Raw genomic sequence first — 14,635 nt, forward strand, 5'->3', positions numbered from 1 at the left:
GATGAAAGCGGCCTTTAGCGTTGATTCGTGGAGCTTAGATGTTGAAGCCGAGGGCTCGCATCTGATCGCGGCCATCGTCGGTAATGCGTTCCGGACCCCATGGCGGCATCCAGACCCAATTCAGGCGGTGGTCATCTACGACGCTCTCCAACGCCTTGGCTACCTGCTCCTCGATAATATCGGTGAGTGGGCAAGCCGCGGTGGTCAGGGTGAGGTCCAGCAGCAGTACGCCGTCTTCTGCGTACTTCAAGCCGTAGAGCAGCCCCAAGTCGACGATGTTGACGCCGAGCTCCGGGTCGATAACGTCCTTTAGCGCTTCCTCAACATCTTCCAGCGGAGTCGAGACGGCTCCCTGGCTTTGTTCGGTTGATTCACTCATGAAATTACCTTTAGGCCTTGACGTTCAGGTAGCGGTCGTAGCCTTCTTCTTCCAGGCGGTCAGCCAGTTCCGGGCCGCCCTGTTCAGCGACACGGCCGTCAACGAACACGTGCACGAACTCTGGCTTGATGTAGCGCAGGATGCGGGTGTAGTGGGTGATCAGCAAGGTACCCATGTCGTTCTCGGCCTGGGCGCGGTTAACGCCCTCGGAGACGACCTTCAGCGCGTCAACGTCCAAGCCGGAGTCGGTCTCGTCGAGAACCGCGAACTTTGGCTTGAACAATTCGAGCTGAAGGATCTCAACACGCTTCTTCTCGCCGCCCGAGAAACCTTCGTTGACGTTACGGCCAGCGAAGTCGGCATCGATCTTCAGCTTGCCCATGGCTTCCTTGACGTCCTTGGTCCAGGTGCGCAGCTTCGGAGCTTCTCCGTCGATTGCGGTCTTGGCGGTACGCAGGAAGTTGGTCATGGTTACACCCGGTACCTCAACTGGGTACTGCATAGCCAGGAACAGGCCGGCCTTGGCACGCTCGTCAACGCTCATCTCCAGAACGTCTTCACCATCGAGGGTGATGCTGCCGGAGGTGACGGTGTAGCGCGGGTGGCCAGCGATGGTCGAAGCCAAGGTCGACTTGCCCGAACCGTTGGGGCCCATGATTGCGTGGGTCTCGCCGGTGTTGATGGTGAGGGTTACACCCTTGAGAATTTCCTTCTCGCCCTGCTCGGTTTCAATCGAGACGTGCAGGTCCTTGATTTCCAGAGTAGACATACGTCGATCCGTTTCTTTCTAAAAAGCTCTGAGGCTAAAAAGCTGGTGAAGCGAGCACTACCTAGTTCTCGGTAGCAGCCAATTCTTCTTCGATGGTGTCGGTCAGTCGCTCCTGCAGAGCTTCGTCGCCGATTTGCTGAACGATCTCGTTCAGGAAGCCGCGGACTACCAAGCGGCGGGCGGTCTTTTCATCGATACCGCGAGCCATCAGGTAGAACAGGTGCTCATCGTCGAAACGACCGGTGGTCGATGCGTGTCCGGCACCATCAATCAGGCCGGTTTCGATTTCCAGGTTTGGAACCGAATCGGCGCGTGCACCGTCAGTCAGCACCAGGTTGCGGTTAGCTTCGTAGGAATCAGTGCCAACAGCGTCCTTCTGGATAAGCACATCGCCAACCCAGACGGTGTGTGCGTCCTTGCCCTGCAGCGCGCCCTTGTAGAGAACATTCGACTTGCAGTTGGCCACGGCGTGGTCAACGAACAAGCGGTGCTCCAGGTGCTGCCCCGCGTCGGCGAAGTACAGGCCGTACAGCTCGATTTCCGCGCGTTCGCCGGTGAAGCGAGCCGATGGGTTCACGCGAACCAGGTCGCCACCGAAGGAAACTACTATGTGCTTGAACGATGCGCCCTGGGCGACAAGAGCCTGCTGCGAGGACGCATGCACTGCGTCATCTTCCCAAGCCTGCAGGGACACGACGGTCAAGCGAGCGTTGGCACGAACGTCGAATTCAACGTTCTGGGCCAGTACTGCCGAACCAACATGGTCCAGGATCACGGTGGCTTCCGAGTTTTCCTCAGCCACAACGATAAGGTGCTGAGCTGCTGGAGCCATCGAATCACCGGTGATGCGAACGCTGGCGTTGGCGCCCTCGGCGTTCTTGGGAATGGTCAGCACCTGGGTCTCGGAAGCGAACTTCCAAGCGTTGGCCGAAACACGGTCATCCGGGGTGTGCGCAACGCCGTTCAGCGCGTCGTCTGCCGACACGACTGACAAAGTTGCGATGCCGTTGCCGGTCAACTCGACCTTGGGAGCTGCGCCAGTGAGCTCGTCACTGTGCAGGCCCTTCAGCCGCTTGAGCGGGGTGAAGCGCCAATCTTCTTCGCGACCGGTCAGCTTGGCGAAATCCTCAACGTTGGTGCTGGTCAAGCGACCGGCACGAGAGGAATCCGGCACGCCAACGCCGCCGCCATGGCTGTGCGCCTTGGCCGACGCTCCGCCCAGGGGCGAATTGTCATTGTCGTTGATCGGCGAAAGGTCTTCGCCCTCTTCGGTGAAACCAGGGATGGACGGAGCGCCAATGCGCACCTTCTCATCTGGGATATGGGTGGTGGTCTCCGACATTCTTAGCCGACCGATCCTTCCATCTGAAGTTCAATAAGGCGGTTCAGTTCGAGCGCGTATTCCATGGGGAGCTCACGGGCGATTGGCTCAACAAAGCCACGCACGATCATTGCCATCGCCTCGTCCTCGGCCATGCCGCGGGACATCAGGTAGAACAGCTGCTCTTCGGAAACGCGCGAGACGGTCGCCTCGTGGCCCATGGTCACGTCGTCCTCGCGAACGTCGATGTATGGGTAGGTGTCCGAGCGCGAGATCTGGTCAACCAGCAACGCGTCGCAGACCACCGAGTTCTTGGTGCCCTTGGCGCCTTCCTGAACCTGGACCAGGCCGCGGTAGGCCGAGCGCCCGCCGTTACGGGCCACCGACTTGGCCACAATGGCCGAGGAGGTGTTCGGAGCGATGTGAACCATCTTGGATCCGGTGTCCTGGTGCTGGCCTTCGCCGGCGAAGGCGATGGACAGGGTCTCGCCCTTGGCGCGTTCGCCAACGAGGTAAACCGCAGGGTACTTCATGGTGACCTTGGAACCGATGTTGCCATCGACCCATTCCATGGTTGCGCCCTCTTCACAGACGGCACGCTTGGTCACCAGGTTGTATACGTTGTTCGACCAGTTCTGGATGGTCGTGTAGCGAACGCGGGCGTCCTTCTTCACGATGATTTCCACAACCGCGGAGTGCAGCGAGTCCGACTGGTAGATCGGGGCGGTGCAACCTTCGATGTAGTGAACGTACGAGCCCTCATCGGCGATGATCAGGGTGCGCTCGAACTGGCCCATGTTTTCCGTGTTGATTCGGAAGTAGGCCTGCAGCGGGATCTCCACGTGTACGCCCTTGGGAACGTAGACGAAGGAACCGCCGGACCACACAGCGGTGTTCAGCGAAGCGAACTTGTTGTCGCCTGCTGGAATAACCGAGCCGAAGTACTCTTCGAAGATCTCCGGGTGTTCCTTCAAACCGGTGTCGGTGTCGAGGAAGATGACGCCCTGGGCTTCGAGGTCTTCGCGCAGCTGGTGGTAGACAACCTCGGACTCGTACTGGGCAGCCACGCCGGAAACCAGGCGCTGCTTTTCAGCCTCGGGAATACCCAGCTTGTCGTAGGTGTTCTTGATGTCTTCAGGAAGTTCATCCCACGTCGCAGCCTGCTTTTCAGTGGAGCGAACGAAGTACTTGATGTTATCGAAATCAATGCCCGAGAGGTCTGGACCCCAGGTTGGCATTGGCTTGCGATCGAAGTACTTCAGCGCCTTCTGGCGGCGCTCCAGCATCCATTCTGGCTCGGACTTGAGGGCGGAAATATTCGCCACAACGTCCTTGTCGACGCCGCGGCGAGCGTTTGCACCCGCGTCGTTCTTATCTGACCAGCCATATTCGTAATTGCCGATTCCGTGGAGTTCGGGGTTCTTCTCCAGAATTTCGGAAATTACACCTGGGTCGGCAGACTCCTGTGCAATCTGATCCGTCATCGCGGCCTCTCCTGCTTCGTGAACTGAATTCGAGTTCTCTTCTCGGCGCGCATTGGCGCCTTTCCACGTCCCACAGGGATGTGGGTCGTGCACACGTGTCCGCCGCCGGCCAAGGTCGACAATCGTCGAACATCGACACCCAGCAACCGGGCGAACATTTCAGTTTCGGTGTCGCAAAACACCGGAAACTCTCGTGCCAAGTCTTGTATCGGGCAGTGTCCCTGGCACAGCTGAACGCTGTGCATCAAGGCCGTTGCCACTTTCGTATCAACTTTTCGGGTGTACCCCACGAACCCATCGGAACTAAGCAAGTTGCTTAGCACTTCGGCTCGTGCTTCCAGCCCTTCAACCCCGGCCATCGCCTTGGCGTACCGGGTTTCCATTTCGGCGAATCGATTACGCGCGAACTTTCGGATCGCATCGTCACCGGCAGCATCGCCAAGCATCTTCAATGCATCGGTAGCAATTTCCAAATAGTCGTTGCCAAGCTTCGTCTGGCCGCGGTGCGAGAGCACGTAGCGACGAGACGGGCGCCCGGCGCCCGACTTCTGGTTTGCTACCAGTTTCACCTCAACGAGCCCTGATTTTGACAGCGCATCAAGGTGACGGCGAACCGCAGCTGGCGTGAAACCCAGCTTGTTGCCAAGCTCGGCGGCACTGACCGGCCCGTCCTCTAGTACTGCGTAAAGGACGCGATCGCGCGTGCGTTCCTCGGTATCCCCAACTGCACCAACCGTGTCGGCAGTGGAGCCACTAGGTGAGTCTAAATTTGATGAATACACAACACAATCATGCGTAAATTTTTGCGCCAGGTCTAGTAAGGAAGGACTTACTAAGGGAGAGCTTGCCCACTTATCGATCTACTCCTTATTAACCATTGGCACCTTTTTATTCTCCCGCTCACGCGCAACGGTGGCGAGTGTTGGTGACACAGTCCTCAAAAACAGGAGTTCGACATGTCGTAGAATGTTTTGGTGTCTTCCGTAACTCCCAGTCTCATCATCAATGAACTGGCCAAAGATTTAGGGCCAGTTCCCGCCTTGGACAACCGCATGCTGCGTGTCCTGGAGTCGGTGTCCCTGAAGGCTTATCCAGGCCAAGTCACCACTCTTCTCGGGGCCAATGGCGCCGGCAAATCGACAACCTTGGCCTGCGCCCAGGGCCTTCTGCAGCCAGAAGGCGGCACCATTGAGCTGCTGGGTCAAAACCCCTACGGCGACAACCCCGAACTTCGCTCGCGCGTCGGCGTCATGCTCCAAGATGGCGGATTGCCGCCATCGATGCGACCCGTCCCGCTCTTGCGGCACGTCGCATCCCTGTACCGAAACCCCATTGACATCGATGCGCTGATCACCCGCCTGGACCTCGAATCCTTTGGGACGCGCACCATCCGCCGGCTCTCCGGCGGCCAAAAGCAGCGGGTCGCACTGGCCCTGGCTCTCGCCGGGGACCCCGAAGTCGTCTTCCTCGATGAACCAAGCGCCGGCCTCGACCCGCAATCGCGCCAAGTCGTCTTCGACTTGATCGCCGAATTGCGCGACGCCGGCAAGGCCATCATCCTCACCACGCACCTTATGGATGACGCGCAGCGCCTCAGCGACTACGTGTACATCATCGACAAGGGCTGCACGGTAGCGCAGGGAACGGTGGCCGAACTGACCGCTCGTGCCGCCGAAGACCAGGATGCTCGCCCGATATCCTTCGCAGCTCCGGCCAACCTGGTTCTGCCCGAACCGCCAGCCGGGTTATATCTCTCAGAGACCTCAGCCGGTGAATATCGATTGGACGGTGTCAGCTCCCCCGATCACCTGCATTGGCTTACGAGCTGGTGGCTCCGAGAAGGCATCCTGCCATCACAACTGAGCCTGCAGTCACGAAGCCTCGAAGACGTATTCCTCGAATTCGCACAAAAGGAGGAACGCGCATGAGCGAACAAGTAACAGCAAGCAACGCCGTGTCGCCACTTAAACGCATTCTCATCCAAGGCAAGTATGAGTCTTTGCAAATGCTGAGCAACGGGGAACAGCTGATCCTCGCGGTGGTCATGCCGATGATCGCGCTAGTGGTACTCACGCTCACCGATCTTCTCGACGGAGTAGCTGAGCGAAGCATTGATGCTGCAGTTCCAGGTGTACTGGCATTGTGCGTGATTTCAACGGCGTTTACCGGCCAAGGAATTGGCACCGGATTTGATCGGCGCTACGGCGTACTGAAAATGTTCTCCACAACGCCATTGGGCAAGACTGGCCTGATTTTCGGCAAGGTCATTGCAGTGCTGACGGTCTTGCTGATTCAAGTCGTGCTCATTACGGTGGTCGCACTCTTCATGGGCTGGCAACCGAATCCTTGGGGCATTGCTCCCGCAATCCTCTTCCTGCTGCTCGGCGCGGCAGCATTTACCTCGCTCGGCCTGCTCATCGCGGGCACAGTCCGCCCAGAAGCGACGCTGGCCATTACCAACCTGGCCTGGATCCTCCTGGCCGGCGCAGGGGGCGTGCTGTATCCACTGAGCATGGCGCCAGCATGGATTCAGCCAACACTCAACGCTTTGCCATCAGCAGCGCTCGGAGATGCCATGCGCGAGGCACTAATCTCGGGCCACTTCAGCATCGCTGGACTTATTTTCCTGGTTCTCTGGTCGGCAGCTGGCTCATTTGCCGCCATCAAGCTCTTCAAATGGAACTAACCACAACACACATCCTCAAGGGAGATTTCCATGACTGCAGACCTGGCCACTAAAAGCTGGGCCGACAAGCTGCCAACGAAGGTCACCCGCCTTGTGCACGGCCTCGCGATTGCTTCGCTGATCTCCCAAGTGGGCATCATCGTGACCGGTGGCGCAGTTCGCCTCACCGAGTCCGGCCTCGGTTGCTCGCATTGGCCTAATTGTGTCCCCGGTTCCATGACGCCGGTTCCTGCGATGGGAATCCACGGCATCATCGAGTTCGGCAACCGCACTTTGACGTTTGTGCTCTTGGCGATCGCTATCGGGTTCCTGCTCTCGGTTTGGTCGATGCGGCGCACGCACTCGACCGTTTTCAAGCTGGGACTGGTTCTTCTGCTAGGCATTCCAGCGCAGGGTGTCATCGGTGGCATCACGGTATGGACCGGGCTGAACCCTTGGGTCGTGTCCTTGCACTTCCTGCTTTCTGGAACCCTGGTGATCTTGGCTACCTTGCTGGTCAACCGCACACGCACAGAAATCAAGGCCCAGGAGAATCCGCCAACGACCAAGACCATTCGCCAGACTGCGACTGCTGCGTGGATCTTCGGCATTCTGGCAGTCATCATGGGCACGATCGTCACCGGAACAGGACCGCATGCAGGTGACGCGACGACTCCGCGGCACATGTTTGATCCACTGCTGGTCACCCGCATGCACACCGCTCCGGTATACCTGCTGATCATCGCCACCGTCGCCTTGCTGGTTTTGGCCTACAAGACCGGTGGCAATGCCCGCTTGCGCGCATCCGCCTGGTGGCTCGTGGCCGTCATTCTTATCCAAGCAGCTATCGGATATACCCAGCACTTCACCGGACTGCCAATCGGTTTGGTACTACTGCACATGCTTGGGGCCAGCCTGCTGCTGGTATCCAGCACTGATGCCTGGGATAGAGCTACGCTTCTTCCCAAGTACCAGCGGGTCGATAACTAGTCACAAATTAGAGCACGCGCGGCCAGGCATTTTCATTGCCTGGCCACGCGTGCTTTTTAGCGCCCGAACGCAGCTGATATCAGCTGAGATCTAGCTCAGTATTTTCCGTCGGCAGTACTTGCAAGGACGCTGAACAGCACTGCTTCAAGGGTCTGCTGCTTTGATGTCCTCGGTTGACGGCGAAACCTTGCAGCAAGAATTCTGTGCGGACCTCCCTCATGAGCACTTGACGCACCTTGGGCACCAAAAGGTCGTCAGGTTCACGCGTCCTGCACGGGAAATTTCGTTTGCCTCCCGCTGTCCCCTGCCTTGCTAGCTCAAGAGGATGCAACGTCCACGAGGAATAATAGACTTTCGAAGATTCCCTATAGCCGACCTGCGGGCCTCGGTTGAGTTGCCACCGGCACCAAAAACCCGGCCACCCGATCCAGGGGATCGAGTGGCCGGGCAGGTTAAGAGTTCTGCGAATTATTCGGTGGCTAGCCGAAGAGCGGGCTTCCCACAAAAGGATCAATGGCGAGAGCCAAAAAGACAATCGACAGGTACGTGATGGAGATATGGAAGACCTTCATCGCCTTGCGGTTGACTACCGCCGGCTTGTGGTCGCCCTGTGCTTCGCGGTAGAGGACATGCGATTCGTAGATGAACCAGATGCCAGCACCGCCGGCAATGGCCGTGTAGACGATGCCTGCGTGACCCAGTGGCACCAGCAGAAGCGAGCAGACTACGGTGGCCCAGGCATAGAGAACAACCTGAACAGATACGCGGCGGGCGTTGGCAATTGCCCCGAGCATCGGCACCGATGCGGCGTTGTAGTCGTCTGCATATTTCATGGACAGCGGCCAGTAGTGCGGTGGCGTCCACAGGAAGATGACCAGGAACAGGATGATTGCCGGCCATTCAATGGTCTCTTTGACAGCAGCCCAGGCGATTAGCACCGGCATGCAGCCTGCGATACCGCCCCAGACGATATTCTGAGCCGTGCGTCGCTTCAGGATGATCGTGTAGAAGACCACGTACAGAAGGATTGCTGCCAGACCGAGGGCGGTGGTCAGTGGGTTTGTTCCGACCCAAAGCACCACCAGCGAAGCAATCGCCAGTGCCCAGGAGAAGATCAGCGCTTCCTTGGGAGTCAAGTCGCCGGTGACCAGAGGACGCCCCTTGGTGCGCTTCATCAACTTGTCCATATCGCGATCGATATAGCAGTTGAAAGCGCCTGACGCTCCAGCAGCCATTGCACCACCTACAAGGGTGGAAATCATCAGCCACAACGAAGGGAATCCGCGTTGGGCAAAAATCATGGTCGGGAAGGTGCTCACCAGCAGCAACTCGATGACACGAGGCTTGGTCAACGCCACGTAGGCGCTGGCCTTGCGCTTCATATAGTCTCCGGTGCTTTCACCAGGCTGACGCGAGGCGCGTGGCACTGATGCTCCGGCGACACTTTGAGTCTTCAATTAAACGCACTCAGTTCTTCACGGGTACAAGACAGACACAATCATTCTACGCCTGATAGAAATTCTTTGAAACTCCCCCGCGTATAGTTCACCGGCAAAAGTTCGTGACCTTGGTCAACCCCTCATTTCCCATTCCGCAACAGCGAAAATTCCCGGCCTAGTCGAAAATGACTTGTGCGCCATCCGCCTCCGGGCCCACGACCAACTACTCACCTAACAGCGAACACCGTCATCTGATATCAACATTTGGACATCTGAGCCATTCCGTTTTCAGCATCGAATAATTGAAGGATGAACAATATTCTCACGGCTGATTTCGAATCGGAGCGAGATTCCCACCGCAACACTCACTACCAAAATAACAGCACCTGAACTTGATTTACCGCATCACTACAAATTTTCAATCTTGTTCAAACCCGCAGTAGCGCGCATGTGCCGCAGGTCTCAAGAGGATTCTGGGCAATGGATGTTGATTCCCAGCCGAGCACCGAACTATGCCCGGCACCGAAGGCGGCAGCCACCGTCTTTCTCTCCGGAACGAATCAACCGTTACATGGCGGAAATAAACTTGCGCGTCATCTTGCTATAACCATCACCTCACACATCGTTTTCGCGATAGAGTTGGACGAGATTGCGCCGTCGCAACCTACATATTTCTGGTCTTCAATGAGCTCAGGAACATATAGGAGGCGACGGCGTATTGCGTGTCAGCGGGAGATATCTCCCGTCCGAGCCTGAATGGAAGGAACGCCGCTGTGGCGACTGAATCCTTAGTAGAAGAGTTTTCACTGACCGAGTTGGATCGTAAGGCCATCGACACCACCCGTGTCCTGGCAGCCGACGCTGTTGAAAAAGTTGGCAATGGCCACCCCGGTACCGCCATGAGCTTGGCCCCGGCTGCCTACCTGATTTTCCAGAAGCACCTGCGCCACGATCCGAAGGATCCGAACTGGATCGGTCGCGACCGTTTCGTTCTCTCCCCTGGTCACACGTCATTGACCTTGTACCTGCAGCTGTTCCTCTCCGGCTACGGCTTGGAAATGGAAGACATCGAAGCACTGCGCACCTGGGGCGCCAAGACTCCGGGCCACCCGGAGTACGGCCACACCGCCGGCGTCGAGATCACCACCGGCCCGCTGGGCCAGGGACTGGCCTCCGCCGTGGGCTTCGCCTACTCGCAGCGGCGCATGCGCGGCTTGCTGGATCCAGCTGCTGAAGCCGGAACCAGCCCATTCGACCACACCGTCTACGTCATCGCTTCCGATGGCGACCTGCAGGAAGGCGTCACCTCCGAGGCCTCCTCGCTCGCCGGCCACCAGGAACTTGGCAACCTCGTAGTGATCTACGATGACAACAAGATCTCCATCGAGAACGACACCGACATCGCCTTCACCGAAGATGTGCTGGGTCGCTACGACTCCTACGGCTGGCACACCCAGCGCGTTGACTGGACCGTCACCGGCGAATACGTCGAGGACATGGCAGCACTGGATGCAGCTATCCGCGCAGCCAAGGCCGAGACCTCCCGCCCATCGATCATCGCCTTGCGCACCGTCATCGGCTGGCCAGCGCCAACCAAGCAGAACACCGGCGGCATCCACGGCTCGAAGCTGGGCACCGAGGAAGTTGCAGGCCTCAAGGAGGTCCTGGGCTTTGATCCAGCAAAGAACTTCCACATTGACCAGGAAGTCCTGGATCACGCTCGCGAAGTCGTCACCCGCGGTGCAGACCTGCACGCCTCGTGGAACAAGGACTTCGACTCGTGGAAGGCAGCCAACCCTGAACAGGCCGCCCTGCTGGAGCGCCTTGAGTCGGGCAAGCTGCCTGAGGGCTGGACCGAAAAGCTTCCAGTCTTCGAGCCAGGCTCCACCATGGCCACCCGCTCGGCTTCGGGCAAGGTCATCAATGCCATTGCCGATGAACTGCCAGAACTCTGGGGCGGCTCGGCCGACCTCGCCGGTTCGAACAACACCACCATCGACACCGCCAAGTCCTTCGCGCCTGAACGCCGCTCCACCGCTTCGTGGGACGCCAGCCCGTACGGCCGCGTACTGCACTTCGGCATCCGCGAGCACGCCGCCGCGTCGATCGTCAACGGCATCGTGCTCTCCAGCCCCACCCGCGCCTTCTCCGGCACCTTCCTGATCTTCTCGGACTACCAGCGCCCAGCCATCCGCTTGGCTGCGCTGATGGGCGTTCCATCGATCTTTGTATGGACCCACGACTCGATCGGCCTGGGCGAAGACGGCCCGACCCACCAGCCGGTAGAGCAGCTCGCCAGCTTGCGCATCATCCCGAACTTCGACGTGGTCCGCCCGGCGGACGCCAACGAAGTTGCCTACGCATGGCGCGGCATGCTGGAACTGACCGATACCCCATCGGGCATCGTGCTCTCCCGCCAGAACCTGCCAATCTACGACCGCGCGGCAACCGGCTTCCGCGGTGCCGAGGGCACCCTGAAGGGCGGCTACATTCTTGCCGAAGCTGTTCGCGACGGCGCAGAGGTCACCCCAGACGTGATCCTGCTGGCTACCGGCTCCGAGGTGGAGCTGGCAGTTGAGGCTCGCGAGGAACTGGCTGCCAAGAACATCGCCGCCCGCGTGGTCTCGCTGCCATCGCTGGAATGGTTCGCCAAGCAGGATGCAGCCTACCGTGAAGAGGTGCTCCCGGCAGCCATCACCGCCCGCGTGTCCGTAGAGGCAGGCGTAGCCCAGGGCTGGCGCGAGCTGGTTGGCGCCAACGGCGAGATCATCTCCCTGGATCACTTCGGCGCTTCCGCCGATTACAAGAAGCTGTACTCGGAATTCGGCATCACCACCGCGGCCGTTGTCGCAGCCGCCGAAACCTCCGTGCAGAACGCCGCAAAGTAAGGAACCGAAGCAAATATCATGAGCAACCCAAATACCCAGGCCCTCTCCGACGCCGGCGTTTCAATCTGGCTCGATGACCTCTCCCGCGAACGACTGACCAGCGGCTCGCTGGCCAAGCTGATCGAAGAGAAGAACGTTGTTGGCGTGACCACCAACCCTGCCATCTTCGCTGCATCGCTCTCCAAGGCCGAGGTTTACGGCGAGGCGATCGCCGAACAGCGCGACAAGTCCGTTGAAGATGCGATCACGGAAATCACCAGCGACGACGTGGCTGCAGCCTGCGACCTGTTCAAGGGCATCTACGAATCCTCCAAGGGCTTCGACGGCCGCGTGTCCATCGAGGTTGATCCCCGCCTGGCCCACGAAACCGCACCAACCATCGCCCAGGCCAAGGCCCTGTACGAGCGCGTGAACCGCGAAAACGTGCTGATCAAGATCCCAGCCACCCTTGAGGGCCTGGAAGCGATCACCGAGACCATTGCCGAAGGCATTTCCGTCAACGTGACCCTGATCTTCTCGCTGGAACGCTACCGCGAAGTGATCAACGCCTACCTGATCGGCTTGGAGAAGGCCCATGCCAAGGGACTGGACTTGTCCAAGATCCACTCGGTCGCCTCCTTCTTCGTCTCCCGCGTGGACAGCGAAATCGACAAGCGCCTGGCTGCCATCGGCACCGAGGAAGCAGCCGCATTGCGCGGCCAGGCCGGCGTGGCCAACGCCCGCCTTGCCTACCAGGTCTTCGAGGAATCCTTCGCTTCGGCGCGCTTCGAGGTGCTGGCTGCTGCCGGCGCCAACGTGCAGCGTCCGCTGTGGGCTTCGACCGGCGTCAAGGACCCTGCCTACCCATCCACCCTGTACGTCACCGAATTGGTGGCACCGCAGACCGTGAACACCATGCCGGAAAAGACCCTGGATGCCACCGCAGCCGAGGCAGAAATCCGCGGCAATGCAATTGCTGGCAGCTACGATGCCGCCAACCGCGTGCTGGACAAGCTCGCAGCCCAGGGCATCGACTACAACGAGATCGTCAACCTGCTTGAGGTCGAGGGCGTTGACAAGTTCGAGGTCGCTTGGAACGAGCTGCTCGAAGACATGTCGGTCGCACTGAAGGGAGCCAAGTAAATGGAACTAGGTTTGGTGACCTCAGGCGAGGCACTGGCCTCGGTGGATGCGCTGCTTCCAAAGCTCATTGAAGCAAAAGTTGGCAGCCGCATCGCAGCTCAGGACCCCACTGTCTGGGGACCTGCGGCCGAGGCTGAATCCGCTATCCGCCTGGGCTGGGTCAACCCCTTCGAGGCAGCTGGCAAGCTGATTCCAGCCATTCTGGAACTGCGCGAAGAACTGCAGCAGGAGAACCTGACCCGCATCGTTTTGTGCGGCATGGGCGGATCCTCCCTGGCCCCCGAGGTCATTGCCGCGCACGACGAAGTGGATCTGGTCATCTGCGACACCACCGATCCATCGATGGTCAAGCAGATCGTCGAGACCGACTTGGAGCGCACCGTAGTGGTCGTTTCCTCCAAGTCCGGTTCCACCGTGGAAACCGACTCGCAGCGCCGCGCCTTCACGGCCGCCTTCCAGGCTGCCGGAATCGACCCGGCCACCCGCCTGGTGCTGGTGACCGACCCGGGATCGCCGATGGACAACCCCGAGGGTGTTCGCGCGGTCTTCAACGCCGACCCGCATGTCGGCGGGCGCTACTCGGCGCTGACCGCCTTCGGCCTGGTGCCTTCGGGCCTGGCCGGCGCGGACATCGAAGCCCTGGTGGAAGAATCCGGGCTGGTCAATGACGTGTTGGCCTCGGACGACGAGGACAACCTGGCATTGCACCTGGGTGCCGCCATGGCTACCGCAGGCCGCGACAAGCTGCTGATCGCCTGTGTTGGAGACGCGCTGCCAGGCTTTGGCGACTGGGCCGAGCAGCTCATCGCCGAGTCCACCGGCAAGGACGGCAAGGGCGTCCTGCCCGTAGCCGCCCATGTTGATGCACCGGAGCTGAAGAACCTGCCTGCCGACGTGGTGCCGCTGTTCGTCTACGACGAACTGCCCGAAGAGATCGACGAGGAAGCCACCGCGGTGCATTTCAGCGCACCACTGGGCACCGCGTTCATGATCTTCGAGTACGCCACCGCCGTGGCCGGCTACCTGCTGGGCATCAGCCCCTTCGACCAGCCTGACGTTGAGGCGGCAAAGGTGGCAGCCCGCTCCATGCTGGAGGCCCCTGCGGTCGCCGAGCCTGATGCCGTTGACGGATCGGTGCAGCTGTATGGCACCACCGCCAGCACCCTGGATGCAGCCCTGGATGAGCTGACCGCGAAGCTGCCAGAGGACGGGTACTTCGCCATCCAGGCGTACCTGAACCGCACCTCGGAGAGCCAGCTGCAGGACCTGCGCGACCTCTTCGCCGAAAAGACCGGACGCCCGGTCACCTTCGGCTGGGGCCCGCGCTTCCTGCACTCCACCGGCCAGTACCACAAGGGCGGCCCGGCCCAGGGCGTGTTCCTGCAGATTACCGCCGATCACCAGGACGACCTGGACATCCCGGATCGTCCGTACTCCTTCGGCTCCCTGATCACTGCCCAGGCCATCGGCGATGGCGCAGTGCTTTCGGATGCCGAGCACAACCGCCCAGTGCTGCGCGTGAACCTCACGGACCGCGCAGCCGGAATCGCTGCCCTGCTTGAGGCAGCGAAGTAAGGC

At 59.8% G+C, this 14,635-nt stretch carries 12 protein-coding genes; 6 read left to right on the forward strand and 6 right to left on the reverse strand.

The genetic code is table 11. The annotated features are described in order from the left end of the window. Window positions 1-34: 34 nt before the first annotated feature. From AC6CHO_RS00005 to AC6CHO_RS00025, 5 genes are all read right to left on the reverse strand, one after another. Window positions 35-379: a metal-sulfur cluster assembly factor gene (locus AC6CHO_RS00005; RefSeq protein WP_060701823.1), complete on the reverse strand. Its 345-nt coding sequence runs from the start codon at window positions 377-379 to the stop codon at window positions 35-37. 10 nt (window positions 380-389) lie between these two features. Continuing rightward, the gene (sufC, locus tag AC6CHO_RS00010) at window positions 390-1,148 is read right to left on the reverse strand and encodes a Fe-S cluster assembly ATPase SufC (protein WP_060701824.1); all 759 of its coding nucleotides are present in this window, start codon (window positions 1,146-1,148) and stop codon (window positions 390-392) included. Window positions 1,149-1,209: 61 nt separating this feature from the next. After that, window positions 1,210-2,490: a Fe-S cluster assembly protein SufD gene (gene sufD, locus AC6CHO_RS00015; protein ID WP_498213051.1), complete on the reverse strand. Its 1,281-nt coding sequence runs from the start codon at window positions 2,488-2,490 to the stop codon at window positions 1,210-1,212. Between the two features lie 2 nt (window positions 2,491-2,492). Next, a complete protein-coding gene (sufB, locus tag AC6CHO_RS00020; RefSeq protein ID WP_060701825.1) occupies window positions 2,493-3,953 on the reverse strand; it encodes a Fe-S cluster assembly protein SufB in 1,461 nt (486 codons plus the stop codon). Beyond that, on the reverse strand, window positions 3,950-4,735 hold the full coding sequence (locus AC6CHO_RS00025; protein ID WP_444663536.1) for a helix-turn-helix transcriptional regulator: 786 nt from the start codon (window positions 4,733-4,735) through the stop codon (window positions 3,950-3,952). The genes sufB and AC6CHO_RS00025 overlap by 4 nt, the downstream gene beginning before the upstream one ends. A gap of 189 nt (window positions 4,736-4,924) precedes the next feature. On the opposite strand from AC6CHO_RS00025, the gene AC6CHO_RS00030 reads away from it, so the two are divergent. From AC6CHO_RS00030 to AC6CHO_RS00040, 3 genes are read left to right on the forward strand one after another with little or no spacing between them, the layout of a single operon-like run. Beyond that, window positions 4,925-5,881 carry an ABC transporter ATP-binding protein gene (locus AC6CHO_RS00030; RefSeq protein WP_498213053.1) on the forward strand — a complete coding sequence of 319 codons (957 nt, stop codon included), beginning with the start codon at window positions 4,925-4,927 and terminating at the stop codon, window positions 5,879-5,881. Continuing rightward, window positions 5,878-6,639: an ABC transporter permease gene (locus AC6CHO_RS00035; protein WP_444663532.1), complete on the forward strand. Its 762-nt coding sequence runs from the start codon at window positions 5,878-5,880 to the stop codon at window positions 6,637-6,639. Before AC6CHO_RS00030 ends, AC6CHO_RS00035 begins: the two co-directional genes overlap by 4 nt. Window positions 6,640-6,669: 30 nt before the next feature. Beyond that, window positions 6,670-7,608 carry a COX15/CtaA family protein gene (locus AC6CHO_RS00040; RefSeq protein WP_498213054.1) on the forward strand — a complete coding sequence of 313 codons (939 nt, stop codon included), beginning with the start codon at window positions 6,670-6,672 and terminating at the stop codon, window positions 7,606-7,608. A gap of 479 nt (window positions 7,609-8,087) precedes the next feature. Here AC6CHO_RS00040 and AC6CHO_RS00045 read toward each other — a convergent pair whose 3' ends face one another. Next, the gene (locus AC6CHO_RS00045) at window positions 8,088-9,035 is read right to left on the reverse strand and encodes a heme o synthase (RefSeq protein ID WP_498213778.1); all 948 of its coding nucleotides are present in this window, start codon (window positions 9,033-9,035) and stop codon (window positions 8,088-8,090) included. A 785-nt stretch (window positions 9,036-9,820) separates the two neighbouring features. On the opposite strand from AC6CHO_RS00045, the gene tkt reads away from it, so the two are divergent. The 3 genes from tkt to AC6CHO_RS00060 are packed head-to-tail and all read left to right on the forward strand — an operon-like array spanning window position 9,821 to window position 14,632. Continuing rightward, a complete protein-coding gene (gene tkt / locus AC6CHO_RS00050; RefSeq protein WP_146275290.1) occupies window positions 9,821-11,935 on the forward strand; it encodes a transketolase in 2,115 nt (704 codons plus the stop codon). An 18-nt stretch (window positions 11,936-11,953) separates the two neighbouring features. Further along, window positions 11,954-13,057, forward strand: coding sequence for a transaldolase (gene tal, locus AC6CHO_RS00055; RefSeq protein ID WP_498213056.1), 1,104 nt, complete (start codon window positions 11,954-11,956; stop codon window positions 13,055-13,057). Then, window positions 13,058-14,632, forward strand: a complete 1,575-nt coding sequence (locus AC6CHO_RS00060) for a phosphoglucose isomerase-related protein (RefSeq protein WP_498213057.1) — start codon at window positions 13,058-13,060, stop codon at window positions 14,630-14,632. Window positions 14,633-14,635: the final 3 nt, after the last annotated feature.

The organism is Glutamicibacter sp. GQ173 (assembly GCF_059759215.1).